Here is a 24,867-nt window from a genome sequence, read left to right as displayed (position 1 = left end):
GGAACAAGAGAAAAAGAACCTCACGGCTCAACAACAGTCCCGCTGTGCTTCCCCTTCACAACGTCGAAGAGGTGGTAGGCGTCCTTCTTGCCCACGATGTAGGTCTTTATCTTGCCGCGCTGGATGAACTTAGCGGCGAGGGCATCGACGACGCCGCTTCCCCCGGCCTTGCTCTCGGCCTGCATCGCGATCTCAACGAGCTGGTCGAAGGTTATCCTGTCGAGTTTCTTCGCGTTCGGGTTCTTTCTCGGATCGCTGTCGTAGACGCCGTCAACGTTCGTCACCACGACGAGAAGGTCTGCCTGGAGGTACTCCGCGAGGAGAGCCGAGACGGCATCCGTGGTGTGGCCCGGATGCGTTCCGCCCATTATCGGTATCTTCTTGAGCTGGATGACCTCCCAGGCCTTACGGAAGTCCTGGATTACGAAGGGATAGGCCTTCTCGCCAAGCGCCGCTATGAGAAGCATCGCGTTGGCGCGGGTGATGTGTATGCCGATGTAGTCCTTGAAGGTCTCGTTGGGCGTGAAGGTCTTCGCGGCCTTGATGTACTTGCGCGCTACCTTTCCGCCGCCGACTACCACGGCAACCTCGTGATCCTCGCTTATCTTGATGAGCTCGTAAGCCATCTTCCCGATAAAATCAACGTCCGGGTCGTCGGGAACGAGAACCGAACCGCCTATATCGAAGACTATCCTCATGATGACCCTCACGATGCTAATCGGGGCTCCTTTATAACCTTTTTCTTGCCGCAGGGGTGTTAAAAGAAGGGACGGAGAAAGTGAAAAGGCTCAGCCTATCTGGAAGGCGCTCGTACGGAGCTCGCCGCGCTCGAAGCGGTACGGGTCGTACCACTCCCAGTCGAGCGGAACCTTCGAGCGGCCCTTTGAAATCAGCTCGGCCATCGCCTCTCCAACGGCCGGCGCCATCATGAAGCCGTGCCCGCTGAAGCCTGCCGCTATGTAGAAGTTGTCGAGGAGCTTTCCAATGGCCGGGTTGCTGTCCGGCGTCTTTGCGTAGAAACCGGCCCACTGCCTAACGACGTGAGCATAGCGCAGCGGCGGGGCGATTCTGACGGCATACTCCAGAACGCCGCGCAGGAAGTCGTAGGTCGGCTCGTAGTCGTCGAGGCTCTTGGCCTTGTGCTCTATCCCGGCACCGCAGATTATTCCGCCGTCCTCACCGTCCTGGATTATGTAGGCGTCGTTCCAGCTCGGCGGGCAGACCAGCGGCTCGGCCTGTCCGGGTTCCAGAGGTTCGGTCTTGACGAGCTGGTGCTTGTATGCCGTGATGGGAACGAGGTCCCGCTTTAAGCCGGCCATCTCGTTGATGAGCGGCGCCCAGGCGTTGGCCGCGTTCAGAACTGCGTCAACCTTAACGCTCTCAACCTTCCCGTTGCTCCTGAACTTCACGGCCCTTATGGCATCACCCTCGCGCTCGAAGCCAACAACTTCCGTGTGCTCCCTTGCATCGACGCCAAACTCCTTAGCCTTGAAAAGGTAGGCAAAGAGCGTCTTGAAGGGGTTCGCCTTGCCGTCCTTCGGGTTCCAGGCTCCGGCCAAGAAGGGCTCGGTGTTGAGGATCGGTACTATCTCCTTGGCCTCGTCCATGTCGATGAGCCTCGTGGGGACACCGAATTTGTTCTGGAGCTTTATGTTCGCCTTAAACGCTTCAACCTCCTCCCCGCTCGCGGCGAGGAACAGGTAGCCGGTCTGCCTGAAGACGATGTCGCTCTCCAGCTCCTCCTCAAGCTTCTCCCACCTCTCAACGGAGTGCTTCATCAGCCTGATGTTCGCCTCGTCCGTGAACTGGGCGCGGATTCCCGTTGCGCAGCGGAAGGTGGAGCCCGAGCCGAAGTAGTTCTTCTCGAAGAGGATTACCTCCTCGCCGAGCTTCGCCAGCTCGTAGGCGGTGACAACGCCTATTATCCCGCCGCCGATGATGGCTATTTTACTCATCGGCACCACCCACTATGACCTCTACGCGAACGGGCCTCGTGGGGACCCTAGCCTTTGGAAGCGGTATCTCCTCCTGCCTCTTTCCGGTCTTCCTCGCGAGGATCGACAGCACTATGGGAATGCAGGTCCTTCCCTGACAGGGGCCCATTCCTATGCGGAGAAGCCTCTTGAGCTCCTCGATGTCGGTGACGCCGGAATCGATGAGCGCCTCGACTTCCTCAACGGTGACATCGTTACAGCGACAGACGATTTTCTTTCCCCCCATTTCAATCACCTCTCAACCCTCACGGCGCGGACGTCCCAGGCCAGCTCTACCGGCACCTCGACGATGATTATCGGCGTGTCACCCTTGCTCTTCTCCCTCGGCACGACCGTGAGCACCTTCCCCGTTCCAACAGGCTCGCCGACCCTGTTGAGAAGAACGACCTCCTCGCCCTTCTCTGGAACCGGAAGGAGTTCGTGGGGCATAGTTATCCTAGCTTTGTCGCCGACGTAGTGCACCATGAAGAAAGCCAGACCTGGACAGATTTGGACGCAGAGGGAGCAGCCAATGCACTTATCGTAGTCAACTATCGGCAGGTCGTTCGGGGTGGGCATGCTTATGGCCCCCGTGGGGCATATCTCCCTGCACGGGGCGCAGGGTATCTCCTGCGGGCACTCCGGAACGGCAACGGGCCTCTTCCTGAGCCTCTCCTCGCTCGGCAGGGGGATGAACTTCTCAAGCTCCTCAGGGGTGATGTAGCCCTTTCTAAGGTACTCCGGAATCTCACTCATTCTCTCACCACCAGAGCCTTCTTAATGCCCTCGAGCACGTGCCTGCCGAAGGGCCCGGAGCGGAACTCCAGGAGGTCTTTCTGGGCCTTCTCCATCTCCTTGAGCCAGCCCTTGTCCGCTATGCCCAGCCGAAGCGCGGCGGCAATTCCTGCGACCTTACCCTCAAGCATCGCGGTCGTTGCCTCCTCTATCCCAGCGGAGTCGCCAGCCACGAAGATTCCCCTGACGGTGGTCTCCATCCACTCGTCGCGGACGGCCACGTGACCGCTGAGCTCGCGGACGTACATTATCTGGCAGCCGGCCTGGTGGAGGAGCTCGATGCTGGGCCTCAAGCCGACGGCGAGTGCTATGACGTCGACCTCAAAGGTCCTCTCCGTTCCGGGGATTACCCGCCAGTTCTCGTCGAGCTGGGCAACAATAGCTCTCTCGACCTTCTCCTTCCCCTCGGCGCGCAAGATGGTGTGCCTCGTGAGTATCGGAACGCCCAGGCGCCTAACCTTCGCCGCGTGGACGAAGTAACCGCCGACCTTCGGCATGGCCTCGACTATCGCCTTCACCTCGACGCCGGCCTGGATGAGCTGATACGCCAGAATAAGTCCCACGTTTCCGGCTCCAACGATTAGGACCTTATCGCCGGGCTTGACGCCGTAGGTGTTCATGAGCGTCTGAATTGCCCCGGCACCGTAGATTCCAGGCAGATCGTTGTTCTCGAATGGTATCATCTTCTCCATCGCGCCGGTGGCAACTATGACCGCCCTTCCGCGGAACTCTATCAGCTCGCGGTTGTTCTTGACGGCCAGAACGAGCTTCTCGTCGCCCTCCTGAAAGATGCCGACGGCGGAGGTTTCAAGGAAGATTTCAACGTTCTCCCGCTTCCTGGCTTCATCCTCAAGGATTTTGGCTATCTCTACTCCCCTGACTCCCGCGAACTGCTCGCGCTTGCCGAAGAACTTGTGGGTCTGCTTGACGAGCTGGCCGCCGAGCATGGGGTTCTCGTCGAGAAGAACTACGCTCGCTCCTGCATCGGCAGCATGGATGGCTGCCATAAGACCGGCAGGACCGCCGCCCACTATAACGACGTCCGCCCTGACGACCTTCGCGTCCTTGAACTCCGGAGGCTTTGCCTCCTTCGGCAGCTTGGCCTTTCCTCGCTGGGGTTCAATCCTCATGCCATCCTCAACGAGGGTTATGCACGTTCTAACGTTTGGTATTCCGTTCACGACCATCAGACACGAGGAGCATTTGCCGATGGCGCAGAAGAGCCCCCTGGGCCGCTTCTCGTTGGCGGAGTAGTTCAGAACCCTCACGCCAGCGGCGTGAAGGGCCGTCGCTATCGTTTCCCCCTCGTATGCCTTGATCGGCCGTCCTTCAAAGTATATTGTAACCTCCCTGCCACGCTCAAAACGCAGAACAGGATGCTCAGTTAAGCGCACGGTGTATCACCCATGCACCTATTCGTTCACGCATTTATGAAAATTTTTCAATCCGAAGGTTCTTCACCTTTGGTTTCAGGGAGTACCAAAGCTTTATATATCGGGCGGCGGATAAGTTAGCTGGCGGCGGGCTAGGCCGGGGGGTTCGGCGTCCCCTGTAACCGGAAACCGTCGATATGCCGGGGCCGAAGCCCGGGGGGCGGTTCCCAAAGCCGTCCCCGGAAGCCGGGGCACAACGGTGATCCCTCGTCCCACGGGGCCGGCGGTGGGAGGGGCTCGGCTGGAGGGCCGGGCTAACTCCCTTTGCCCGCCGAACCCCGCCAGGCCCGGAAGGGAGCAGCGGTAGGCGGGACGTTCGGCGCTCGTGGGGTAGCGGGGGTGAGCGAGCCCCGGTGGAAGGGAACGGTGGAGGGTTCCCACCCCCGGGCGCGCCCGCCGCCACTAAACTTTTAGCGCTTCTTCGCGTATTCAGGTACGGTGATTCCAGATGCATCCAAAGATAGGTTCTCTTCTCGCCAGGTTTCCAAGGGTGGAGCTCATCGGCTGGGAAACGCCGATCCAGTACCTTCCGAAGATAAGCTCGATGGTCGGCGTTGACGTCTACGTCAAGCGCGATGACCTCACAGGCTTTGGAATCGGCGGGAACAAGATAAGAAAGCTCGAATTCCTCCTGGGCGATGCGATAGCCAAGGGCGCCGATACCGTGATAACCCTCGGTGCGGTCCACTCGAACCACGCCTTCGTGACGGCCCTGGCCGCAAAGAGCTTAGGTCTAGATGCTCTCCTCGTTCTCCGCGGGAGGGAGGAGCTCAAGGGCAACTACCTCCTCGACAAGCTGGTCGGGATAGAAACGAGGGTCTTCGAGGCCGAGAAGACGACCGACCTGATTCCTATGGCAGAGGAGATAGCCAAGGAGCTGAGGGCGGAGGGCAGAAAGCCGTACCTGATCCCGATAGGCGGCGCTTCCCCAATCGGAACCCTCGGGTACGTGAGGGGAGTTGGAGAAATCGCCTCGCAGGCGAACGGGCTTGGCCTCGAGTTCGACACGGTAGTTGACGCCGTCGGCAGCGGCGGCACTTTGGCGGGAATAACCCTCGGCCTTAGCCTCCTTGGAGTGGAGACGGAGCCCGTGGGAATGGGTGTCGGGATATTCGCCGGCGACATGGAGGAGAGGGTCGTGGAACTGGCCGAGGAGACGCAGAAGCTTCTGGGAACCAAGCGCAGGATCAAAAAGCCGAGGATACACGACTACAGCTTCGGCGCCTACGGGAAGATTGTGAAAGAGGTGGGGGAAACGATAAGGCTCGTGGCGAAGCTTGAGGGAATACTCCTCGACCCGGTCTACACCGGAAAAGCCTTCCACGGCCTCATGGAGATGGCCCAGACCGGCGAGCTCGGCGAAACCGTGCTCTTCATCCACACGGGAGGAACCCCCGGCCTGTTCCACTACGGAGAGGAGATGCTCAGGCTCATGGAAAAGCCTTAAAGCCATCCTCCACCTTTTTGCCTTCGGGGTGTCAAGATGGTCAGCCTTGAAATGGAGCTTTTCGGGATAAGGTTCGAGAATCCCCTCATTCTCGCGTCGGGAATAAACGACAAGGTTCCCGAGCAGTGGATAAGGGCGCACGGGGAGGGCGCCGGCGGGGTGGTCACCAAATCAATCGGAATCGAGCCGAGGGCAGGTTACGACAATCCAACGATTGTGGAGCTTCCCTACGGCCTGATAAACGCGATGGGCCTGCCGAACCCCGGCTGGAGGGGCTTCCTTGAGATGGTCGAAGGATACACCTTTGACTTCCCGCTCATAGTCTCGATTTTCGGCGGAACGCCGGGGGAGTTCGCCTTCCTGGCGGAGAAGCTGAGCGACGTCGCCGATGCATTCGAGCTGAACCTCAGCTGCCCCCATGCGAAGGGCTATGGCATGGAGATCGGCCAGAAGCCGGAGAACGTCTATGAAGTGGTCAGGGCAGTTAAAGACGCCACGGATAAGCCCGTCATCGCGAAGCTAACGCCTAACATAGACGACATCACGAAGCTCGGTTTGGCGGCGGAGAAAGCGGGGGCGGATGCCGTCTCAGCGATAAACACGCTGAAGGCGATAGCTATAGACGTCTACGCTAGGAAACCAATCCTGAGCAACCGCGTCGGCGGCTACTCTGGGCCGGGCGTGAAGCCGGTAGCTTTGAGGGCCGTGTACGACCTTGCGAGAACGCTTGAAATCCCTGTCATAGGCATCGGCGGCATAACGACGTGGCAGGATGCTGTGGAGTTCCTCCTTGCCGGGGCCTCGGCCCTTCAGATCGGCACGGCCGTCTCGCTCCGCGGGTGGAAGGTATTCCGGGAGATAAACGAGGGGATAGCTGGATACCTCGAAAGCGAGGGCTTTTCGAGCGTGAGGGAGATAGTCGGCCTGGCGCTGGAGTAGGTTTTTAACCCCAGGCTTTCCTTTTAATCCAGTGGGGTGATAGTATGAAGCGCGCTGTGGTGTTGTTCTCGGGTGGGCTTGACTCGACGGCCTGCCTCTACTGGGCGAAGAGGAACTACGACGAGGTCATCATGCTCACCGTGAACTACGGAAGCAACGAGGAGAGGGTCACGAACAAAGTTGCCGAGTTCTTCTCAAAGGAGCTGGACGTTCCGCTGAAGATAATCCGCCTCGACTTCCTCGAGGAGTTCTCGAAGCTCCGCGGAACGACCCTCGTTGGAGGTGAGACGCCGAAGGTTACCGCCGAGGAGCTTGAGGACATGAGCGTTGCACAGGAGACGGCGAAAAGCGTCTGGGTTCCGGCGAGAAACGTCGTGCTGATAAGCGTCGTGGCTTCACTCCTCGATGCCCTTGGAGGCGGGGACATAATAGTCGGCTTCAACGCTGAAGAGGGGGCAACGTTCCCGGACAACACCCCGGAGTTCGTCGAGAGGATGAACGAGATGCTGAAGTATGGAACCATGGCCGATGTGAGGGTCGTCGCTCCGCTCATAGAGCTTGACAAGAAGGGCATAGCCAGACTCCTCAAAGAGCTGGACGCGAAGTACGAGTACTCCAACTCCTGCTACATGCCGAGGGGCTTCACGGAGGACGGCAAGCCGATACACTGCGGCCAGTGCGAGAGCTGTGTGAGACGCCACCGCGGTCTGATCGAGGCCATCGGGGAGGACAGGACCGTTTACGCCGTGGAGCCGAGGATATGACCTCCTCCCCAAACCCTCTCCGTTTCAACGGCCCCGTTTCTGAGCCACCGCAAGATTTATAAATTCGCTCTCTACCCTATCCATTGGGCGTGGGGCGGTAGCTCAGCCTGGGAGAGCGCCGGACTGAAGATCCGGGTGTCGGGGGTTCAAATCCCCCTCGCCCCACCACTTTCTCAGCAACGCGGTGGTAGTCTAGCCTGGTCTAGGACACCGGCCTTCCAAGCCGGTGACCCGGGTTCAAATCCCGGCCACCGCACCATTCTAACAAACTTCTCCCGGATCAAGCTCGTCAGCCATTATTTTCCGGTTTTCACCGGCTTAAATTGATCCGAGGGTTCTCCGCTGCCCACATCTGTCCACTAAACGTTATAAAGGCCACCGTTTTACTTCGTCTTTAGGTGGGTTACGTTGGAGAAAGACGCTCATAGGTTCGAGCTCAACGGCGCTTTCGTTCTTATCCCTAAAAAACCTGATTTGAAGTATCTCTACATCGAGATAACCAACAGGTGCAACCTCCGCTGCGAGATGTGCTTCAAGCAGTACTGGGAGGACCCCGAGGGGGATATGGACTGGGAACTCTTCATGAAGATACTCGACGATGCGGAGGAGCTTCCCGAGCTGGAGATGATATACTTCGGAGGAATAGGCGAGCCTACGGTTCATCCGAGGTTCATGGACATGGCCAAGGAGGTCAAGAGGAGAGGATTTGCGCTGGGAATAAGCACCAACGGCTTTCTTCTCACTGACAAACGCATAGAGGAGCTCGTTGAGCTCGGCCTCGATCTGATATACTTCTCGGTGGACTCCGTGCCCACCCAACCGGTGGACATAGGGCACATAAAGCCAGATGTGACGGGTTCCAGGATCAGGAAGATTCAGGAGGTCAAGAAGAAGCTCGGAAGCGACGTCCCGCACATAGGGGTTGAGGTGGTGGTCACCAAGGAGAACTACACCGAGCTCATAGACATAGTGCACTACGTGGGGTCGCTGGGCGTGGACACCGTCCTCATCTCAAACCTGATTCCGATAACGAAGGAGCACGCGGAGCTGATAGTCTACGACGGAAGCGTTGACATGAAGCCGATAGTGGACAAGCTCGAGGCCGTATACCACGGCTACATCTACAAGCTCGCGGAGTTCTCCCTGAGGACGGAGAGGCACTGCGAGTTCGTGGAGAAGAACGTGGCCGTCATACGGTGGGACGGCGAGGTCGCCCCGTGCTACCGCTTCCTGCACACCTATCCGGAGATAGTCTTCGGAAGGGAGAAGAGGGTAATAGCGTACTCCTTTGGGAACGTTAAGGAGAAGAGCCTGAAAGAGATATGGACCAGCAGGGATTACTCCTGGTTCCGCTTCGTCGTCAAGAATTCGCTGTACCCAAGCTGCGCGGACTGTCCGCTCAACGAGTCCTGTTCCTTTGTGTGGGACACTGAGTCCGACTGCTGGAGCAACAAGCCGAGCTGCGCCGACTGCCTCTGGGCGAGGCGCATAGTGCTCTGCCCGATACCCGAAAAAGGCATGAAAGGGTATTGGTGAAGTTAAATTCATGCTTTTATCAACATTTTTTCATCCGTCCCCAAACTTTTAAGTTCGAAAAAATTCGCCTCGATGTTTGTTAAACTAATGTGCTTATCATAGCATCAATGTTGCATTCTTTTGCTTTCGTCAAATTTATTAGCATCAATGTACAAAAATGCTTCCAAGAACTGCTGGAGGCTTCGAAATATGTTTGCGTATTGGGGAAAAATTTTGAGAGTGAACTTGACGGACGGAACCATTAAGGAAGAGCACTTTGACGAGGAGTTCGCGAAGAAGTGGCTGGGTACCAGAGGTTTTGGCATATACTTCCTCCTCAAGGAGATGGACCCAACCGCGGACCCGCTGAGCCCGGAGAATAAGATTATCTACACCACCGGCCCACTGACGGGAACGACCGCCCCGACCGGTGGAAGGTATATGGTCATCACCAAGAGCCCGCTGACCGGTTACATCGCCATGGCAAACTCCGGCGGCTTCTTCGGTGCGGAGCTGAAGTTTGCCGGCTGGGACGCCATCATAGTTGAGGGTGCCTCCGACCACCCGGTTTACCTGTACATCAACGACGAGAGTGTCGAGCTCAGAGACGCGAGCCACCTCTGGGGCAAGACCTCAACCGAGACCGAGGAGGCCCTCAAGGAGGAGATCGGAGACAAGCGCATAAGGGCCGCGCTCATAGGACCCGCCGGCGAGAACCTCGTAAAGTTCGCGGCCGTCATGAATGACGAGCACAGGGCGGCAGGAAGGGGCGGCGTTGGAGCCGTCATGGGAAGCAAGAAGCTGAAAGCCATCGTCGTTCGCGGCCACAAGCGCGTTGAGGTCGCCGACAGGGCGAAGTTCACGAGCGTCGTCAAGGAGAAGACCGACAAGCTGAGGAACGACCCCGTTGCAGGCGGAGGCCTGCCGAAGTACGGAACGGCCGTTCTCGTCAACATCATCAACCAGAACGGCCTGTATCCGACGAAGAACTTCCAGTACAGCCAGTTCGAGTACGCGGAGGAGCAGAGCGGTGAGGCCATGACCGCGAAGTACCTCATCAGGAACAAGCCGTGCTACGCCTGTCCGATCGGCTGTGGCAGGGTCAACAAGCTCCCGACCCTTGGAGTTACCGAGGGACCGGAGTACGAGAGCATCTGGGCGCTCGGTGCCCACAACGGCATAAACGACCTAGCGAGCATAATCCACGCCAACCACATGGCGGACGAGTATGGTATGGACACCATAAGCCTTGGCGGAACCCTCGCAACGGCGATGGAGCTCTACGAGAAGGGCATCCTCAAGCAGGAAGACCTCGGAGAGGAGGCTCCCCCGTTTAGGTGGGGCAACACGGAGGTTCTGCACTACTACATCGAGAAGATCGCCAAGAGGGAGGGCTTCGGAGACAAGCTGGCCGAGGGCGGCTACCGCCTGGCCGAGATGTACGGTCACACCGAGTACTTCATGGGCGTCAAGAAGCAGGAGCTTCCGGCTTACGACCCGCGTGGAGCCGAGGGACACGGCCTCGGTTACGCCACCAACAACCGTGGCGGCTGCCACATCAAGCAGTACATGATAAGTCCCGAGATACTCGGCTACCCGTACAAGATGGACCCGCACGACATCGGCGACGAGAAGGTCAAGATGGTCATCCTCTTCCAGGACCTCACGGCTCTCATCGACGCGGCAGGACTGTGTGTCTTCACGACCTTCGGTCTCGGTGCCGACGACTACCGCGACATGATAAACGCCGCGACCGGCTGGGACTTCTCAACCGAGGAGTACCTCAAGATAGGCGAGCGCATCTGGAACGCCGAGAGGCTCTTCAACCTCCGCGCTGGTCTCGACCCGCTCAAGGAGGACACCCTGCCCAAGAGGCTCCTCGAGGAGCCCGTCAGGAACGGTCCGAACAAGGGGCACGTCGTCAGGCTGCACCTGATGCTTCCGAAGTACTACAAGTTCCGCGGCTGGACCGAGGACGGAAAGATAACCGAGGAGAAGATGAAGGAGCTCGGAATCGAAGAGCTCTGATCCCTATCTTCTCACCTTTTCTGCCATTTTCTTCACCCTGGATAGCACGAACTTCCTGAGGAACCGCTCGTCGAATTCCGTCCTCCTGCCGTCGAGGTAGGCGCTGTATATCCTCACGGCGTCCTCATCCCCGAGTTCCCGCAGGGCGCCCAGCACGTCCTCCTTCGCGAGGCTGGAGCCGTTCAGAAAGGCCATCAGCCTTGCCGTTTCACCGGCCAGGATGTGGAGCATCTTCAGGTTCCCCGAAAAGCGCTCGAGGTTCCTCAAAAGGCCCTCCAGCCTTCCGGGGAGGAGCTCGTCCAGGGAATACTCCGGAATGATGTCAACCACGTCCTCCCCGAGCAGAACCGCATGATTTTCTCTGAAATCCCGCTGGTAGACAGTAAGAAACTTGTAGGGATAGCCCAGGTTGAGGGGGTCGCTTAGATTTGAGAGCCATTCCCAGGCGACGTCAACCTCCACCGGGTTGAGGGACGATGAGCACTCCTCGAGAACCGGCTTTATCTCCCGGAGAATGGACTCTGGGTCGGTTCCGTCCTCAAGGACCGCGAAGAAGTCTACGTCGCTCGTTCCTGGAACGAAGTCGCCCCTAACGAGGGAACCGTACAGAATGAGGGAATGGAGGCCGGGAATCCGGCCGAGTTTCTCCCGTATGCAGTCCGCGAGCCTTTCGGCCCTCATGTGGTCGAGGCCTCTTCGTCGTTGTAGAGCTCGTCGCCGACGGTAATCCTGTCCTCGAAGCCCTTCGAGCCCTCGAGGGTCTGAATCCTGAACATGTAGCTCTTGTACCAGTTGTAGGACGGCTTGACCTTGACCGGCAGGAGCTTCCAGGCGCGGGTCTCTTCCTCGTAGCCCCAGTTGACGTACTCGTTGAAGTTCCTGATGATGTCGGTAATGACGACCCCGAACTCGTTGAGGAGAACCCTCTGAATTTCCCTCCACTTGTCGAGAGAGCTCTCGCGCCTCGTTATGCCGAAGTAGCCGGCGCAGCCGGGTCCTTTGAGCGTCGCTATTCCCCTGCCGACGAACGCCCTTATGGCGTCAACCGTCTCGGGCGGGTCGGTGATGAAGGTATCGAACTTGTGGAGCGCGTAGTCCGGGAGCGGCTCGCGGAGGTCGAAGGTGAACATCTCGATGTTCTCGTAGCCGAGCTCGTCGGCGGTCTTCTCGATGAACTTCACGAGACGCTCGTCGATGTCGAGGACGGCAATGCGCTTCGGAAGGCCGCTGAGCATGAGGGCTATGCTGGTCAGGTCGTCGTCGCCAAGGACGAAGACCTCCTTGTTCTCAAGGTCCCCGCGCGTGTGCATGAGGGCTATCCTAGCGACGGTGGTCTCGGGGGTAACGTAGGCCTGGTCGAAGTCGTGCTTGGGCTGCGGCCTGTCCTTGACTATCTCCTTGAACTGCTCGAGAAGGTCGCTGAAGGCACTCAGCTCGACCGTCTTGCCCTCGCAGTGGGAGCAGGTGTAGTCCTTCCTGGGCCCTATTCCATACTTCTCCACCAGCTTCCTGCCGCTCTGGGTGAGGACGACGCTCGGGCCGTCGAAGGCCACGTAGCCGAGCTCGTGGAGTGCGGTGACAACGGCAACGACGAGCGGGAGCGGCTCCTCGCTGAGGTCAACGATTCTCCAGACGTCTCCACTCGCCTGGATGGCGCTCAGAACGTTCTCGACGGTTCTCTCGTAAACGGGGATGCTCGTCTTCTCCCTAACCTTTTCCACTATCTCCCTCATCGCAAGCACCTCCAGAAGCATTTTAGGTTCGTGAACGGGGTTAGGGTGGGTCTCTTTTAAGGTTTTCCCAGCGGCAAGTTTAATAAGTGGGGCGTTTAGTGGCCTTCGATGATAAAGCCAGTGGGAGACGAGTTCGTCAAGCGCTACCGCCTCGAGTACAACCTGGAGGCCCTTGAGAGGGTTAGGGGGAAAATCGGCGAAGAAGCCTATTCCCGCCTGAAGGCCTTGATAGAATACCGACTGGGCGGGAAGGACTTCGACCGCTCTCCGGTCGGCGTTAAGATGGCCCTGGCATTCTCCGCCGGTTCCGACAGCACGGCCGCGCTCAAAATACTCCGCTGGGCGGGCTTTGAGGTGGTGCCCGTAACGGCCAGGCTTCCCCAGATGAACGAGGCGGTCATAGAGAGGGCAGAGAAGCTGGGGGCCGTCTTCGTCGAGGTTCCCGGATACCTTGAGGTAATCACGGCCCAGATGGAGAAGGGCGCGCCGATCTGCGGCAAGTGCCACTCGATGGTAATGGCCGCCGTGGAGGGGTACGCGAAGGAAAACGGGATAAAAATCCTCGCCAGCGGCGATCTGCTCAGCTCAGGCCTCATCTCGATCTACGAAACCGGGGGAGTTATTACCCTGAACCTTCCAGCGTTCTTAGCCCTGGACAAGGCCGAGATAATCGAGATCATTGGGGGCAGATACGACCTCAAATTCGGCTGTCCCCTCCTCTGGGAGACGTTCAGAAAGACGCCGAGCGTAAAGCGCTTCGCCATGCAGAGGATTCTCCGGGAGCTCCGCGCCAGGGCAATAACCCCCGAGATGGCCGAGGCGCTGATACTGGACGTGCTGTCCAGATAGTTACTCATTTCTGACCCAAAAGGTTTAAATCTGTCATCCGGAACTTCACCCAGGTGGTGAATAATGGTCACGAAAGAGGAAGTTGAGAACGTCGTTAAAGCTATCGTTGACGAGAAGTTCGTAAAATCCGTTGAGGTGAACGAGAAGGGAGACGTAGCGGTCACCCTCGCGAAGGACACCCCGAACATCGACGACGTGCTGATAAGGCTCAATGCGGAGCTCGGAAAGCTTGAAGGGGTTGGCACGATAACGATAAACCGCGAGAGGGAGATGAAGGCCGAAGAGAACGCCGAGCTGAGCGAGGAGCTGATCCTTGAGAAGCTCAAGGAGGTCATAGACCCCGAAATCGGCATCGACGTCGTCAACCTCGGCCTCATATACGAGCTAAAGGTCAGGCCGGATAAAACCGTGTACGTGAAGATGACGATGACGACCCCGGGCTGTCCGCTCACGATGTGGATTCTTCGCGCCGTTGAGGACAAGGTTCTCGAAATCCCCGGCGTTAAGGACGCCGAAATCGAGCTAACCTTCGACCCGCCCTGGACGCCCGACAGAATCAGCCCGGAGTACAAGAAGAGGCTTGGACTCTACTGACCCATTCTGTCAATTTTTGTTCATCAACGGGCGGTTTGCTCCCCTTTTCCACGTATTTTCGTCTTTCGGAGTCCTTTCCTCGACGAAAAGTTTATATTCGCCTGGGTTCATCTAACTCCGGTGATGTTCCCATGGCTTGGAAGGTTAGGGTTGACCAGGACGTTTGTATCGGAGATGCCATCTGTGCCAGCCTCTGCCCGGACATCTTCGAGATGAACGATGAGGGCAAGAGCGTTGTCATCGTCGAGGTTATCGAGGACGAGAACCTCTACAACTGCGCCGTCGAGGCCGCTGAGGCCTGCCCGGTCAGCTGCATTTACGTCGAGGAGGCCTGAAGCCTCTTCTTTTTCCCCTTCATTGGGCCCGCTTTTCTGAAAGTCCTGGAAGATTTAAAAGAAGAGGAAGTCACTCCAGGCCAAGTCCAAACTTCTCGGCCTGCTCGAGCACGTACTCCCTTATCTCCCTCGCCTTCGGCAGCTCCGCCACTATCTCACCGTTCTCGATGAGCGGTTTGAGGAGCGGCTCAACCTTCGCCCCGCAGACCGGGCAGCGTTCGAGCTTTTTGCCCGCTGGAACGCGGTGGTAGTGGCCGTTCTCGCAGCGGTATATCTGCTTCCTTCCGCTGAGCTTGCCGCGCTTGGTGATGGGCTTCCCCTCAATTTCAACTATGTCGAGCGAGAAGTCAACGGGCTTGGCGCTCGCTATCGAGCCTCCAACGCCGAAGGCATCGACAACGTCCACTATCTCCCTTATGCTCTCCTCGTCGAGACCGCCGCTCACGAAGATTTTGACGTGCTCGTAACCCCTGAGGTCGAGCTCCCAGCGGACCTCCTCGATTATCCTCCTGAAGTTGCCCCTCCTGGAGCTCGGGGTGTCGAGCCTGACCGCTGTGAGCCTCTCGCCCAGGGCTTCTGCAGCCATCAGGGCCTCGAACTTCTCGTCACAGAGCGTATCCACCAAAGCGGTTCTCGGAACCTCGGGCTCAACGACCTCGTCGAAGTACTTCCAGGCCTTCACCTGGTCGCCAACGACGAGGATGAGCGCGTGGGGCATCGTGCCGACGGGCTTCTCCCCCATCATCTCAGCACCCAGAACGCCGCTGACACCGTCGCAGCCGCCTATGAATGCCGAGCGGTCTATCATCGGCGCTATTGCCGGATGCATGTGCCTTATGCCGAAGGAGTAGACAGGTTTGAAGTCCGCCGCTATCTTCGTTCTGAGTGCGGCGGTGGCTATTCCCGTGGCCTGGCTGAGCATTCCCAGCAAAGCGGTCTCGTAGATTCCAAACTCCTTGTAATAGCCCTCTACCTGGAGGACGGGCTCGTAGGGGTGGAATATCGTTCCCTCCGGCATCGCATAGACGTTTATGGGGAGCCCCTCAAGGAGCTTTGCGACCTCTTCAATCCCAGCCAGAACCCCCCACTTCCAGCCCTTCGGAAGGGAAGTCGTTGTCACGTCGGCGAAAACCTTCCTGTGGATGCCCTTCTCGACGAGTATCTTCTTCGTCCTGATGAAGTAAACGTCAGTGGTCTTTCCGGCTTTGATATCCTCCTCGTGGGCGATGTAGAAGTCTCTCATTTCTCCTCACCTGATAGGGAGTTCTCGCCATCCGATTTAAGGCTTTCCGGGAAAAGGCTTATAAGACTAAAAACCGACCGGTCGGTAGGTGAAATAATGAAGGTCTGCATAGTCTACGACTCCAAGAGGGGCTCGACCGAGAGGGTGGCGCGGGCGATGGAAATGGCCCTCCGGGAGAGAGGCTTCGAAGCCCGTGCATGGAACGCGGGGCAGGATCCGGACGTTGATGACTGCGACCTCGTGGTCATCGGGGCGCCCATCTACTACGAACGTCCCCTACCGGGAATCGGGAGGTTCATCGCATCGAAGAACGGCCTGAAAGGAAAGAAGGTCGCGGTCTTCATACTCTGCATAGCCGACAGGTTCGGGAAGCTCGGTAGGAGATACACCGAGCGGAGGTACCTCAGGATGATGACCGAGCCCATCGAGGGGAGGATAATCGCCGCCCGGGTCTTCGACGGCTGGATACTGGGTGAGAACGAAGGGACGATAGACGAAGCCAGGGGCTGGATAATGCGGGTCGTTGAGGCCTTCGAAGATGGAAGAGGGCTCGGAATCGAGCATCCGGGGTGATGGGGATGAAGGGAGAGGAAACCAGGAGAAGGATAGTGGAATCTGCCCTCGAGCTGTTCAGTGAGAAGTCCTACCACGACGTCTCCATGGAGGAGATAGCGAAAAAAGCAGGCCTCTCAAAGGGCGGCCTCTTCCACCACTTCCCGAGCAAGTACGACCTCGCCAGAACCGTCCTGTTCACGCTCCTCGACGAGTGGCTGGAGAACCTCACGGCGAGGCTGGAGGGACTCTCGGGCAGGGAGAAGCTTGAAACCCTCGTGGATGCAGCGTTTGAGCTGATAACGACCAGTCCGAAGCTGTCGCGCTTCTTCCTGGAGCTGTACGAGGAGAGCCTGAGACTGAACAGAACCGCCGACTGGGACGAGTTCTACGGACGGTACATAGGCTCGGTGTCCAGCGTTCTCAGGGATGCAGGCGCGAGGGAGCCGGAGAAGAAGGCCCTGCTCCTGGGGGCGCTGGTGGATGGCCTCGCCCTTCACCACCTCCTCTCGGGAGGGAAGCTCTTCGAAGTCGAGGACATGAAGGAAGAGGTCTTGAGGATTATGGAGGGATGAGTTTATGGAAAGGTCTCTGGGCGATCTCATCTCCCTGAAGGGGAGACGGGCCCTGATAACCGGCGCGGCATCTGGAATAGGCCGTGCGACGGCACTTCGCTTCGCGGAGGCCGGTGCCGACCTGGAGCTTGTAGATATAGACGAATTTGGCCTGAGGGAGACCAAGTCGCTCGCCGAGGAGTTCGGCGTCGAGGTTGGCATTCACCGCGTTGACCTCTCGAAAAAGATCGAGGTGGACGCGCTCTGGGAGGCCCTGAAGGGCAGGGAGCCGGATATCCTGGTGAACAACGCCGGCGTATACTGGTTCAAGGACTTCACGGAGGTCGACGAGGGGTTCTACGAGAAGGTCATGGCGATAAACCTCGACTCCGTCTTCTGGATGTGTCAGCACTTCGTCAGGGCGAGGAAGGACAGGGGAGGGGTGATAATCAACGTGAGCTCGATAGAAGCTTTTCTCCCCTTTGCCAAGGGTCTTGCCCACTACGACGCGGCCAAACTTGGCGTGGTTGCCCTCACCAGGGCGATAGCCAGGGACTATGGCAAGAAAATCCGGGCCAACGTGGTGGTTCCGGGGGGCATAGAGACAGAGGGTGTGAAGAGGCTCAAGAAGGAGGCGATAATGAAGTTCGACATGGAGAAAATAAGCATCTCGTTCAACTTCAACGCGCGCCTCCCGATGGGCCGCTTCGGCCAGCCGGATGAGGTAGCCAGGGTCATGCTGTTCCTGGCGAGCGACCTGGCGAGCTACGTCAACGGGGCGGTAATCCCCGTGGACGGCGGGTTCCTCTCGACGTAAGCTTTAGAGCGTTGTACCAGTACATTATTAACGCGGCCTTCCGAATCTCCTTCGGTGGGGCCGATGCGCAAGGATTTTGATATCGGCGAGGTAATCCCCGGAGGGGTTCTTCTGGTCTCCTACGGCCAGTACAGCCTCGGCTGGAAGATAGGTGTGGAGTACCTCAAAAGGGAGATTGAGGGGGGCGCCTTTGGACTCATCATGAACACCACGGTTCCCGTTAGGAAGCTCTGGGAGAGGGCAAGGTCGGCAGGATTCGACATCGTTGAGGCCGGAAAAAACGGACGGTTGGCCGTTATAGACCTGTTCAACGAGCAGACCGGGCTCGACTTCGTCTATCCCATCGAGACCGTCGATAGAACCCTCATAATCCCGCGGATAGAGAAGGTTATGGACGAGATACAGGCCAGATACGACCTCAAAAACAGAAGGGTCGTGGGGGCCATAGCGACCCTGGACGGCCTCTACGAGCTGTTTGGAGGGAAGTTCCTGAAGAACATGACGCTCCAGTACCTCATCCGCTCCGAGAGGCTGCTGAAGGAGGGCTACGACCACTGGACGATTTTCATAGTCAACAGGGACACCATACCCCGGGAGCTCCACTCCTGGATAATCAGCGTCAGCGACTACGTGATCCTGACCGAGGGCATAGTGGACAGAGAGAGCCTGATAGAGAACACGGTCCTCCTGAAGAGTCTGGCCCCAGGTTTCTCCCAGAGAATGTTCCAGACGACCGTGCCTGCAAAAAAGCTGCAATGAGTCAGAGGCTGAACGGAAGCTCCACCTCCTCGCCCCCTTCCCTTTTGTGAAGCTCCCGCCTGTAGGCCTCAAGGGGCCTGTCTTCAACCTTCAGGTAAGCGGCGAACGTCTTTGGAGTTTCCTCCAGCTCATCGAAGAACTCCGGATAGCGTTTGTCCCTGATGATGTGATGGTCGAGTATTACCTCAGCCCCCGTTTCGCGGATTATCTCGTTGAGGTTCCTGATGCCCGTTTCCCAGCTGCCCTCGGCGCGTTTTCCGAGGTAGGTCGGCGGGCCACCCGTGATGAGCATGTCCGGATTCTTCTCCACTATCCATTCAACGGCCTTCCTGTTGAGGAGCTGGATGTCGCTGGCGTGGATTAAGCGGAAGCCGTCGTCAATCATGACCATGACCACGAAACCGAGCTTCGAACCCTCGCTTCCGTGAGGAACTGCAGGGGAGAACTCCAGCGTAACGCCGCCGAGGTCGAAGCTCCTGCCGTCCGCGAACTCTATCCTCTCCGCTATCGGCTCGGCGTTCTTCATGAAGGCCCAGGCGCGCTTCCTCTGGCTGAAGTTGATGTTCTCCCTCGGGTGCTTTATGAGGAGGAGCTTTCCGGAGTAGATTTCCCTCGCAAAGGCTTCACTGGAGCTCTCGTAGAGACCATCAAAGAAAGGCGTGTGGTGATCGTAGTGGTAGTGGGAGATGGTGACCACGTCCGCCCTCCGGGCGTAGCCCTGAAGCTTGCGGCGCATCCTGTGGAGAGTCTCTATCTCGACCCTTGCGGGAGGAAGGCCGTAGCGCTTAGGCCCGAGGGCAACTCCCGGATCTATGAGAACTTTTATCCCGGATGCTTCAACGAAGGTTGCCAGGCTCCTCACACCGAGGCTTTCGGAGGCGAGTGGAATGATCCTCATGATTCTCCCCATGTTAGACTTCCATGCTAAACCTTAATAAGTCCTGCCCGTTAGTGGAAGTTGACCGATGAAGAGTGTCATCCCTCCTGATGCCAAGATGATGACATTATCCCCACCTGAGGTGGTTTCATGCTTGGATTCTTCAAGAAAAAGAAGAAGGAAACCTACGGCCCGCTCGTCTACCTGAGCGAGCCGACGATACTCTACCACACCCACACCGAGCGGGCGCTCCTTGAGATACTCGAGGAGAAGCTCGGCTCCAACAACTTCGTCGTTCCATCTGACTACGGCCTCAGAACCACCGACCACCTGATACCAGAGGCCGAGATATTCGTGGCGATAGCCATAGTCGGCAAGTTCACTTCCCTGGTCGTCAGGGAGATCGAGATAGCCAGGAAACACGGAAAGAAGATCTACACCCTAGACGTGGCCAGAAAGGACGACGAGATACTCTACCTCTTCGAGGAGGGAATTCCGGAGAGGATCGAGTGGCTAACCCCAGAGGAAACCCAGAGCCTCTACGCGGCATTCCGCGGCGAGGACTTCTCGGGCTTCATGAAGTTCTTCGTGGGGGATAGAAAAAGGCAGTGGTAAAAAGAAAGGAATCATGCGTTGGCCTTTTTGCCCTTTATGTACCCGTCTATCGCCTTCGCGGCCTTCTTTCCGTCTCCCATCGCCAGAATAACCGTCGCCTCTCCCCTTATCGCATCTCCACCGGCGAAGACTCCGGGAATGCTGGTCATCAGGTTCTCGTCGACGATCAGCGTTCCGTCCGGGTTGGCCTTAAAGCCGCTGGCCTCAACGAGTATCTTGTTGGGCTCAAGGCCGATGGCTATGATGACGGTGTCGGCTTCGAGGGTCACGTACTCGCCGGTTCCGACTATCTTCCTCTTTCCGCGCTTGTCCCTCTCCTCGAGCGGGCGCATCTTCTCGAACTTAACGGCCTTGACCTTGCCGTTCTCGTCGCCGATGAACTCGACCGGCGTGAGGAAGAACTCGAACTTGACGCCCTCCTCTTCGGCGTGGCCTATTTCCTCCACCCTAGCCGTCATGTCCTCCCTTCCGCGGCGGTAGGCGATCGTAACCTCGGCGCCGAGCCTGAGCGCGGAGCGCGCCGCGTCCATGGCGGTGTTTCCGGCACCGATGACTATGACCTTCTTTCCAACGGCTATCGGCGTGTCGTACTCGGGGAACAGGTAGGCCTTCATGAGGTTCACGCGCGTGAGGAACTCGTTGGCGCTGTAAATCCTGTCGAGCAGGATTCCCGGTATGTTGAGCAGCTTGGGCGTTCCGGCGCCCGTTCCTATGAAAACGGCGTCGTACTCCTGAAGGAGCTCCTCGACGGTGACGGTCTTGCCGACGATGTAGTTGGTCTTCACCTCAACGCCGAGCTTCTCGAGCTTCTCCAGCTCGGTCTTGAGGATGTCCTTCGGCAGCCTGAACTCGGGGATGCCGTACATGAGCACTCCACCGGCCTCGTGAAGGGCCTCGAAGATGGTGACCTTGTAGCCCATCTTCGCCAGCTCGAGGGCGCAGGTTAGGCCAGCGGGTCCGGCGCCGACGACGGCAACCCTGCCCTTCCCATCGGTCTCGGCTATGAACTCCTTGAGAAGCTCTTGGTCGATTCCCCTCTCGCGGGCGTAGTCGGCCACGAAGCGCTCGAGCTTTCCGATGTTTATCTTGTCGCCGACCTTGCCCATGACACAGTTCATCTCACACTGGTCCTCCTGCGGGCAGACACGGCCCGTGACAGCGGGCAGCGTGTTGTCGTTCCAGATAACGCGCAGGGCGTTCTTGACGGCCTCGTCCGGGTTGTCAGCGTTCTCGCGGAGGGCCTTCAGGAATCCCGGGATGTTGATGTGAACGGGACAGCCCTTGATGCACGGGGCGTACTCCGGCGGACACTGTATGCAGCGCTCCGCCTCCTTCAGCGCGGAGGCGAAGTCGTAGCCGAGGTTGACCTCGACGAAGCTCTTAACGCGCTCCTCAACGGGCCTCTCGGGTGTGGGAACGCGCTCCTTGATGAGCTTTGGCTTCGCCATTCAGACCACCCCCTTGGACTCAAGGTAGTGCTTTTTGGCTATCTCCTGCTCGCGGACGAACCTGCTGTCACGCCTTATGACGTCGTCCCAGTCCACCTTGTGGGCGTCGAACATCGGCCCGTCGCGGCAAGCAAACTTTATCTCGCCGTCGTAGAGTATCCTGCAGGAGCCGCACATGCCGGTTCCGTCCACCATTATCTGCCTGACGGTGACTATGGTCGGGATTCCGTACTCCCTGGTCAGCTCGGCGAGCTTCTTGAGCGAGCCCAGCTTTCCACCGCCGAAGACTATGTCGACCTTGTCCTTCTCGATGAGCTCCTTCAGAACGTCGAGGTAGTGTCCCTTGATTCCACGCGAGCCGTCCTCCGTGGTGAGGTAGTGCTCGTCGGCGACGGGCTTTGCCAGGAACTTCTCGGGGTAGGAGTGGGCCCTGTCCTCGAAGGTCTGGATGGAGATCGTGTAGTTTCCGGCCTCTTTCATCGCCTTGAGCGTGGCGTAGTTCTCGGCCTGACCGCAGACGGCGTCGGAGACGAAGACGACGTTTCCGTAGTACTTGACCTCGATTGGCGTTCCGAGCGGGCCCGCGACCGCGTAGAGGGAATCGCCAACGTCAAAGTTGTCCCAGAGGTCGAAGGTGGTCTTTCCGTGTCTCCTGATGAACATTCCCAGCCTTCCGGTCTCCCTGTCGGCGTAGTAGATGGACATTGGAATCCTTTCACCCTTCTTGTGTATCAACAAAACAACGAACTGACCCGGCTTCCAGGCCCTTGCCACGTGCGGTGCCTCGACCTCCATAAAGAAATCCCTAACATCCAGTTCTTCTTTTGCGGTAATTCGGTACATGGATGAAACCTCCCGTGCGAATGAACAGTTTTGTTCACCTTTAGTTCTGAACTTCGGGTTTATAACAGTTTTTTGAACCAAAGGTTTAGAACTCCTTTCCGCCCAAAACAAGGCCGGAGCGTCCTTTTTTAGAGCCCGGTGGGGGCTCCTTTCGCTTTGGGAAGCCTTTTTAGCATGAGCGCGTAACTCCAATAGGTGATAGGAATGGTGGAGATACCGAAGAGCCACCCGCGCTACTGGAGCCTGTACTACAGGGAGAAGATCATCGAGGGAATGGAGAAGGGCATGACGGCCAAGGCCGGGCTGATAGCCCACGGCCGCGGTGAGGCCTTCGACTACCTCATAGGGGAAAGAACAATAGAGCCGGCCGAGAGGGCGATGAAAGCCGCCGTCGCTAAGCTAATCCTGGCGAAGCACCCAGTTATCTCGGTCAACGGCAACGTCGCGGCACTCGTTCCAAAGGAGACGATAGAGCTGGCAAAAGCGCTAAACGCCAAGCTCGAGATAAACCTATTCTACCGCACGGAAGAGCGCGTTAGGGCGATAGCGGAGGAGCTGAGGAAGTACGACCCCGATGTGGAGCTCCTGGGAATAAACCCCACGAAGCGCATCCCCGGCCTCGAGCACGAGAGGGGAAAGGTTGACGAGGAGGGGATATGGAAGGCCGACGTGGTGGTCGTCCCGCTGGAGGACGGCGACAGAACGGAGGCCCTCGTCAGAATGGGTAAGTTCGTGATCACCGTTGACCTCAACCCGCTTTCCCGCTCGGCGAGGATGGCGGACATAACGATAGTTGACAACATAGTCCGCGCGTATCCGAGAATGACTGAACTGGCTAGAGAGATGAAGGACTACAGCCGCGAGGAGCTTCTCGCGATACTGGAGGAATACGACAACGGAAAAACGCTAAGCGACGTGCTCACACACATACGGGATAGGTTAAGCAGGCTAGCCCAGGGTGGGGTGTGGCGCAAGGAGAGGTTGGAGTGAGCTCATAGCTCCTTCTCAGTTTTTTCGACGAGCCTTCTGAGGCCGGTTATGAGCTCCGCCTCGCTTGACGCGTGGGAGATGACCAGTGGGACTCTCTCGCGCTCGGCTAGCTTCACTGCAAGCTCATCGAGCTTCTTGACTCCGTGGAGAACCACAACGGCCGGTTTGAGCCCCTGAACGCGGACCGCTATCATCGGGCTCCTTCCGGTGGTGACCTTGGTGAATATCAGCGCCCTCTCCGTCGTCCAGCCGTAGAGCTTGAGGAACTCCTCGCTGCTCATCTCGAGGATCGCTTTTATGCTGTCAACGACGGTGTAGCCGTATATGCGCCTGTCTATGAGGTGCATGTTGGCGACAACGTCCCCCTTTACGGCCCCGACCAGATCCCTAATCGTGAGGGGCAGTGCGAACTCTCTGATGTCGAGTATCGCGCTCGTCGGAAGCTCGCTGCCGATGGTCTTGCTGAACGCCTTGATGACGTTTCCACCGCGACGCTCGTCGATCTCCAGGAGGGCCTCCACGAACTTCCTTATGGTCGACGCACCTGGACTCTTCCTCCTGCCGCCCTCGTAGTCGCTTATGACCGAAGAAGAGACGCCGAGGTATTCGGCGAGTTCTGTCTGGCTGATTCCGAAGATCTCGCGCCATTTGCGCATTGTTTTGCCGGGGTCGGAGGAGAGGGTTATTTCTCCTGCGATTCTCTTGGCTAGGGCTTCTTTCTCCTTTTCAAGCATGTTGGTAAAATATTCGTCAATCGTTATAAGCTTTTCGGCAATTGCCTAACATCCCCGCCCTCAAGCTTAAAAACTCCCCGCCCTACGCTCCCCGGTGAGGCTCATGGCGATATACTTCATAGGACTCGGCCTTTACGACGAGAAGGACATCACGCTCAAAGGACTTGAAACCGCCAGAAAATGCGACCTGGTCTTTGCGGAATTTTATACCTCCCTCCTGGCGGGTACCACCCTGGATAAGGTGGAGGAGCTCATCGGGAAGCCCATTCGGCGGCTGAGCAGGGAGGAGGTTGAGCTCCACTTTGAGAGAATAGTCCTCAGTGAGGCGAAGGAGAAGGATGTGGCCTTCCTCACCGCCGGCGACCCGATGGTGGCGACGACGCATTCTGACCTCCGCATAAGGGCCAAAGAGCTCGGAATCGAGAGCTACGTCATCCACGCCCCGAGCATCTACTCGGCGATAGCGGTAACCGGGCTACAGATATACAAGTTCGGCAAGAGCGCAACCGTCGCCTACCCGGAGAAGAACTGGTTTCCAACGAGCCACTACGATGTAATAAAGGAGAACATGGAAAGAAACCTTCACACGATGCTCTTCCTCGACATAAAGGCCGAGCAGAACCGCTACATGACGGCCAACGAGGCGATGGAGATACTCCTCCAGGTGGAGGACATGAAGAGAGAAAACGTCTTCACCCCGGACACGTTGGTCGTGGTTCTGGCGAGAGCAGGCTCCCTGAACCCGACGCTCAAGGCCGGCTACGTTCGGGACATGATCCGAGAGGACTTCGGGAGACAGCCCCACGTAATGGTCGTTCCTGGCAGGCTCCACATAGTGGAGGCGGAGTACTTGGTGGCCTTCGCGGGAGCCCCGAAAGAGATACTCGACGGAATCTAGCGAAAGCTTTATATTTTCCCCTCCGCCCACTAATTCCGGGAAGGGCCCGTGGTCTAGCCTGGTTATGACGCCGCCCTCACACGGCGGAGGTCCGGGGTTCGAACCCCCGCGGGCCCACCATTGAAACTTTGC

Annotated in this window: 27 protein-coding genes, 3 tRNA genes and 1 other RNA gene; 19 read left to right on the top strand and 12 right to left on the bottom strand. The window is 58.0% G+C overall.

All coding sequences use genetic code 11. The annotated features are described in order from the left end of the window. Positions 1 to 20: 20 nt before the first annotated feature. From pyrH to CDI07_RS08110, 5 genes are all read right to left on the bottom strand, one after another. On the bottom strand, positions 21 to 698 hold the full coding sequence (gene pyrH, locus CDI07_RS08130) for a UMP kinase (protein WP_088181139.1): 678 nt from the start codon (positions 696 to 698) through the stop codon (positions 21 to 23). 90 nt (positions 699 to 788) lie between these two features. Next, the gene (locus tag CDI07_RS08125) at positions 789 to 1,955 is read right to left on the bottom strand and encodes an FAD-binding oxidoreductase (RefSeq protein ID WP_088181138.1); all 1,167 of its coding nucleotides are present in this window, start codon (positions 1,953 to 1,955) and stop codon (positions 789 to 791) included. Next, positions 1,948 to 2,220, bottom strand: coding sequence for a (2Fe-2S)-binding protein (locus tag CDI07_RS08120; RefSeq protein WP_088181137.1), 273 nt, complete (start codon positions 2,218 to 2,220; stop codon positions 1,948 to 1,950). Before CDI07_RS08120 ends, CDI07_RS08125 begins: the two co-directional genes overlap by 8 nt. Positions 2,221 to 2,225: 5 nt before the next feature. Further along, positions 2,226 to 2,729: a 4Fe-4S binding protein gene (locus CDI07_RS08115; protein WP_088181136.1), complete on the bottom strand. Its 504-nt coding sequence runs from the start codon at positions 2,727 to 2,729 to the stop codon at positions 2,226 to 2,228. Beyond that, positions 2,726 to 4,162 carry an FAD-dependent oxidoreductase gene (locus CDI07_RS08110; protein WP_088181135.1) on the bottom strand — a complete coding sequence of 479 codons (1,437 nt, stop codon included), beginning with the start codon at positions 4,160 to 4,162 and terminating at the stop codon, positions 2,726 to 2,728. Before CDI07_RS08110 ends, CDI07_RS08115 begins: the two co-directional genes overlap by 4 nt. 124 nt (positions 4,163 to 4,286) lie before the next feature. Here CDI07_RS08110 and ffs point away from each other — a divergent pair. From ffs to CDI07_RS08070, 8 genes are all read left to right on the top strand, one after another. Next, positions 4,287 to 4,600, top strand: an RNA gene (ffs, locus tag CDI07_RS08105) — signal recognition particle sRNA. Between the two features lie 49 nt (positions 4,601 to 4,649). Then, positions 4,650 to 5,648: a pyridoxal-phosphate dependent enzyme gene (locus CDI07_RS08100; protein WP_088181134.1), complete on the top strand. Its 999-nt coding sequence runs from the start codon at positions 4,650 to 4,652 to the stop codon at positions 5,646 to 5,648. Positions 5,649 to 5,684: 36 nt separating this feature from the next. After that, the gene (locus tag CDI07_RS08095) at positions 5,685 to 6,587 is read left to right on the top strand and encodes a dihydroorotate dehydrogenase (protein ID WP_088181133.1); all 903 of its coding nucleotides are present in this window, start codon (positions 5,685 to 5,687) and stop codon (positions 6,585 to 6,587) included. A gap of 44 nt (positions 6,588 to 6,631) precedes the next feature. Then, positions 6,632 to 7,351 (top strand): 7-cyano-7-deazaguanine synthase QueC, encoded by a 720-nt coding sequence (queC, locus tag CDI07_RS08090; protein WP_088181132.1) that lies wholly within the window; start codon positions 6,632 to 6,634, stop codon positions 7,349 to 7,351. 91 nt (positions 7,352 to 7,442) lie between these two features. Then, a tRNA-Phe gene (locus CDI07_RS08085) sits at positions 7,443 to 7,519 on the top strand. 13 nt (positions 7,520 to 7,532) lie between these two features. Beyond that, a tRNA-Gly gene (locus CDI07_RS08080) sits at positions 7,533 to 7,610 on the top strand. Between the two features lie 149 nt (positions 7,611 to 7,759). Beyond that, positions 7,760 to 8,887, top strand: coding sequence for a tungsten cofactor oxidoreductase radical SAM maturase (locus tag CDI07_RS08075; protein WP_088181131.1), 1,128 nt, complete (start codon positions 7,760 to 7,762; stop codon positions 8,885 to 8,887). 189 nt (positions 8,888 to 9,076) lie between these two features. Next, positions 9,077 to 10,894, top strand: coding sequence for an aldehyde ferredoxin oxidoreductase family protein (locus CDI07_RS08070; protein WP_088181130.1), 1,818 nt, complete (start codon positions 9,077 to 9,079; stop codon positions 10,892 to 10,894). 3 nt (positions 10,895 to 10,897) lie between these two features. Here the strand turns inward: CDI07_RS08070 and CDI07_RS08065 are convergent, their stop codons facing one another. Together CDI07_RS08065 and bpsA are read right to left on the bottom strand one after the other, a co-directional pair. Continuing rightward, on the bottom strand, positions 10,898 to 11,575 hold the full coding sequence (locus CDI07_RS08065) for a nucleotidyltransferase domain-containing protein (protein ID WP_088181129.1): 678 nt from the start codon (positions 11,573 to 11,575) through the stop codon (positions 10,898 to 10,900). Next, positions 11,572 to 12,627, bottom strand: a complete 1,056-nt coding sequence (gene bpsA, locus CDI07_RS08060) for a N(4)-bis(aminopropyl)spermidine synthase (protein ID WP_088181128.1) — start codon at positions 12,625 to 12,627, stop codon at positions 11,572 to 11,574. Before bpsA ends, CDI07_RS08065 begins: the two co-directional genes overlap by 4 nt. Positions 12,628 to 12,735: 108 nt before the next feature. Here bpsA and CDI07_RS08055 point away from each other — a divergent pair, with 108 nt between their 5' ends. From CDI07_RS08055 to CDI07_RS08045, 3 genes are all read left to right on the top strand, one after another. Beyond that, positions 12,736 to 13,476, top strand: coding sequence for an ATPase (locus tag CDI07_RS08055; protein ID WP_088181127.1), 741 nt, complete (start codon positions 12,736 to 12,738; stop codon positions 13,474 to 13,476). Positions 13,477 to 13,539: 63 nt separating this feature from the next. Next, positions 13,540 to 14,070 (top strand): metal-sulfur cluster assembly factor, encoded by a 531-nt coding sequence (locus tag CDI07_RS08050; protein WP_088181126.1) that lies wholly within the window; start codon positions 13,540 to 13,542, stop codon positions 14,068 to 14,070. Positions 14,071 to 14,201: 131 nt separating this feature from the next. Further along, entirely contained in the window at positions 14,202 to 14,405 is a 204-nt protein-coding gene (locus CDI07_RS08045) for a ferredoxin (RefSeq protein ID WP_014013325.1), read from the top strand. Between the two features lie 70 nt (positions 14,406 to 14,475). Here the strand turns inward: CDI07_RS08045 and CDI07_RS08040 are convergent, their stop codons facing one another. Beyond that, positions 14,476 to 15,648 carry a nicotinate phosphoribosyltransferase gene (locus tag CDI07_RS08040; protein WP_088181125.1) on the bottom strand — a complete coding sequence of 391 codons (1,173 nt, stop codon included), beginning with the start codon at positions 15,646 to 15,648 and terminating at the stop codon, positions 14,476 to 14,478. A gap of 96 nt (positions 15,649 to 15,744) precedes the next feature. Between CDI07_RS08040 and CDI07_RS08035 the strand changes: the two genes are divergently transcribed. Genes CDI07_RS08035 through CDI07_RS08020 form a run of 4 tightly spaced genes read left to right on the top strand, consistent with a single transcriptional unit; the run spans position 15,745 to position 18,330 of the window. Then, entirely contained in the window at positions 15,745 to 16,221 is a 477-nt protein-coding gene (locus CDI07_RS08035) for a flavodoxin domain-containing protein (RefSeq protein WP_088181124.1), read from the top strand. Continuing rightward, complete coding sequence (locus tag CDI07_RS08030) at positions 16,221 to 16,775, top strand: TetR/AcrR family transcriptional regulator (RefSeq protein WP_088181123.1); 555 nt, start codon at positions 16,221 to 16,223, stop codon at positions 16,773 to 16,775. The genes CDI07_RS08035 and CDI07_RS08030 overlap by 1 nt, the downstream gene beginning before the upstream one ends. Before the next feature lie 4 nt (positions 16,776 to 16,779). Next, positions 16,780 to 17,571 carry an SDR family NAD(P)-dependent oxidoreductase gene (locus tag CDI07_RS08025; protein WP_088181122.1) on the top strand — a complete coding sequence of 264 codons (792 nt, stop codon included), beginning with the start codon at positions 16,780 to 16,782 and terminating at the stop codon, positions 17,569 to 17,571. A gap of 54 nt (positions 17,572 to 17,625) precedes the next feature. Further along, positions 17,626 to 18,330: a hypothetical protein gene (locus CDI07_RS08020; protein WP_145954990.1), complete on the top strand. Its 705-nt coding sequence runs from the start codon at positions 17,626 to 17,628 to the stop codon at positions 18,328 to 18,330. 1 nt (position 18,331) lies between these two features. On the opposite strand, the gene CDI07_RS08015 is transcribed toward CDI07_RS08020, so the two are convergent. After that, a complete protein-coding gene (locus CDI07_RS08015; RefSeq protein ID WP_088181120.1) occupies positions 18,332 to 19,228 on the bottom strand; it encodes an MBL fold metallo-hydrolase in 897 nt (298 codons plus the stop codon). A 129-nt stretch (positions 19,229 to 19,357) separates the two neighbouring features. On the opposite strand from CDI07_RS08015, the gene CDI07_RS08010 reads away from it, so the two are divergent. Next, positions 19,358 to 19,822: a hypothetical protein gene (locus tag CDI07_RS08010; protein ID WP_088181119.1), complete on the top strand. Its 465-nt coding sequence runs from the start codon at positions 19,358 to 19,360 to the stop codon at positions 19,820 to 19,822. Between the two features lie 11 nt (positions 19,823 to 19,833). On the opposite strand, the gene gltA is transcribed toward CDI07_RS08010, so the two are convergent. After that, on the bottom strand, positions 19,834 to 21,270 hold the full coding sequence (gene gltA / locus CDI07_RS08005) for an NADPH-dependent glutamate synthase (protein WP_088181118.1): 1,437 nt from the start codon (positions 21,268 to 21,270) through the stop codon (positions 19,834 to 19,836). Next, positions 21,271 to 22,113: a sulfide/dihydroorotate dehydrogenase-like FAD/NAD-binding protein gene (locus CDI07_RS08000; protein ID WP_088181117.1), complete on the bottom strand. Its 843-nt coding sequence runs from the start codon at positions 22,111 to 22,113 to the stop codon at positions 21,271 to 21,273. Between the two features lie 204 nt (positions 22,114 to 22,317). Between CDI07_RS08000 and CDI07_RS07995 the strand changes: the two genes are divergently transcribed. After that, positions 22,318 to 23,103: a 4-phosphopantoate--beta-alanine ligase gene (locus CDI07_RS07995; RefSeq protein WP_088181116.1), complete on the top strand. Its 786-nt coding sequence runs from the start codon at positions 22,318 to 22,320 to the stop codon at positions 23,101 to 23,103. Between the two features lie 2 nt (positions 23,104 to 23,105). Here CDI07_RS07995 and CDI07_RS07990 read toward each other — a convergent pair whose 3' ends face one another. Next, positions 23,106 to 23,837, bottom strand: a complete 732-nt coding sequence (locus CDI07_RS07990; protein WP_088181115.1) for a helix-turn-helix domain-containing protein — start codon at positions 23,835 to 23,837, stop codon at positions 23,106 to 23,108. 103 nt (positions 23,838 to 23,940) lie between these two features. Here CDI07_RS07990 and dph5 point away from each other — a divergent pair, with 103 nt between their 5' ends. Then, entirely contained in the window at positions 23,941 to 24,735 is a 795-nt protein-coding gene (dph5, locus tag CDI07_RS07985) for a diphthine synthase (RefSeq protein WP_088181114.1), read from the top strand. Between the two features lie 42 nt (positions 24,736 to 24,777). Next, positions 24,778 to 24,855, top strand: a tRNA-Val gene (locus CDI07_RS07980). Positions 24,856 to 24,867 lie beyond the last annotated feature (12 nt).

Origin of the sequence: Thermococcus sp. 5-4, from assembly GCF_002197185.1 — an archaeon.
GTDB lineage: Archaea > Methanobacteriota_B > Thermococci > Thermococcales > Thermococcaceae > Thermococcus > Thermococcus radiotolerans.
Note: the sequence above shows the minus strand (reverse complement) of the source record. Positions and strands in the feature narration are given on the sequence as shown.

What these genes read in the sequence shown, in the direction of transcription:
- CDI07_RS08115 (WP_088181136.1), bottom strand. Translation starts at nt 2,729, where the DNA reads ATGAGTGAGATTCCGGAGTACCTTAGAAAGGGCTACATCACCCCTGAG.
- CDI07_RS07995 (WP_088181116.1), top strand. Translation starts at nt 22,318, where the DNA reads ATGGTGGAGATACCGAAGAGCCACCCGCGCTACTGGAGCCTGTACTAC.
- CDI07_RS08000 (WP_088181117.1), bottom strand. Translation starts at nt 22,113, where the DNA reads ATGTACCGAATTACCGCAAAAGAAGAACTGGATGTTAGGGATTTCTTT.
- CDI07_RS08095 (WP_088181133.1), top strand. Translation starts at nt 5,685, where the DNA reads ATGGTCAGCCTTGAAATGGAGCTTTTCGGGATAAGGTTCGAGAATCCC.
- CDI07_RS08065 (WP_088181129.1), bottom strand. Translation starts at nt 11,575, where the DNA reads ATGAGGGCCGAAAGGCTCGCGGACTGCATACGGGAGAAACTCGGCCGG.
- dph5 (WP_088181114.1), top strand. Translation starts at nt 23,941, where the DNA reads ATGGCGATATACTTCATAGGACTCGGCCTTTACGACGAGAAGGACATC.
- CDI07_RS07990 (WP_088181115.1), bottom strand. Translation starts at nt 23,837, where the DNA reads ATGCTTGAAAAGGAGAAAGAAGCCCTAGCCAAGAGAATCGCAGGAGAA.
- CDI07_RS08010 (WP_088181119.1), top strand. Translation starts at nt 19,358, where the DNA reads ATGCTTGGATTCTTCAAGAAAAAGAAGAAGGAAACCTACGGCCCGCTC.
- CDI07_RS08050 (WP_088181126.1), top strand. Translation starts at nt 13,540, where the DNA reads ATGGTCACGAAAGAGGAAGTTGAGAACGTCGTTAAAGCTATCGTTGAC.
- CDI07_RS08035 (WP_088181124.1), top strand. Translation starts at nt 15,745, where the DNA reads ATGAAGGTCTGCATAGTCTACGACTCCAAGAGGGGCTCGACCGAGAGG.
- CDI07_RS08070 (WP_088181130.1), top strand. Translation starts at nt 9,077, where the DNA reads ATGTTTGCGTATTGGGGAAAAATTTTGAGAGTGAACTTGACGGACGGA.
- pyrH (WP_088181139.1), bottom strand. Translation starts at nt 698, where the DNA reads ATGAGGATAGTCTTCGATATAGGCGGTTCGGTTCTCGTTCCCGACGAC.
- CDI07_RS08120 (WP_088181137.1), bottom strand. Translation starts at nt 2,220, where the DNA reads ATGGGGGGAAAGAAAATCGTCTGTCGCTGTAACGATGTCACCGTTGAG.
- CDI07_RS08125 (WP_088181138.1), bottom strand. Translation starts at nt 1,955, where the DNA reads ATGAGTAAAATAGCCATCATCGGCGGCGGGATAATAGGCGTTGTCACC.
- CDI07_RS08025 (WP_088181122.1), top strand. Translation starts at nt 16,780, where the DNA reads ATGGAAAGGTCTCTGGGCGATCTCATCTCCCTGAAGGGGAGACGGGCC.
- CDI07_RS08055 (WP_088181127.1), top strand. Translation starts at nt 12,736, where the DNA reads ATGATAAAGCCAGTGGGAGACGAGTTCGTCAAGCGCTACCGCCTCGAG.
- CDI07_RS08040 (WP_088181125.1), bottom strand. Translation starts at nt 15,648, where the DNA reads ATGAGAGACTTCTACATCGCCCACGAGGAGGATATCAAAGCCGGAAAG.
- CDI07_RS08100 (WP_088181134.1), top strand. Translation starts at nt 4,650, where the DNA reads ATGCATCCAAAGATAGGTTCTCTTCTCGCCAGGTTTCCAAGGGTGGAG.
- CDI07_RS08030 (WP_088181123.1), top strand. Translation starts at nt 16,221, where the DNA reads ATGGGGATGAAGGGAGAGGAAACCAGGAGAAGGATAGTGGAATCTGCC.
- CDI07_RS08045 (WP_014013325.1), top strand. Translation starts at nt 14,202, where the DNA reads ATGGCTTGGAAGGTTAGGGTTGACCAGGACGTTTGTATCGGAGATGCC.
- bpsA (WP_088181128.1), bottom strand. Translation starts at nt 12,627, where the DNA reads ATGAGGGAGATAGTGGAAAAGGTTAGGGAGAAGACGAGCATCCCCGTT.
- CDI07_RS08015 (WP_088181120.1), bottom strand. Translation starts at nt 19,228, where the DNA reads ATGAGGATCATTCCACTCGCCTCCGAAAGCCTCGGTGTGAGGAGCCTG.
- queC (WP_088181132.1), top strand. Translation starts at nt 6,632, where the DNA reads ATGAAGCGCGCTGTGGTGTTGTTCTCGGGTGGGCTTGACTCGACGGCC.
- gltA (WP_088181118.1), bottom strand. Translation starts at nt 21,270, where the DNA reads ATGGCGAAGCCAAAGCTCATCAAGGAGCGCGTTCCCACACCCGAGAGG.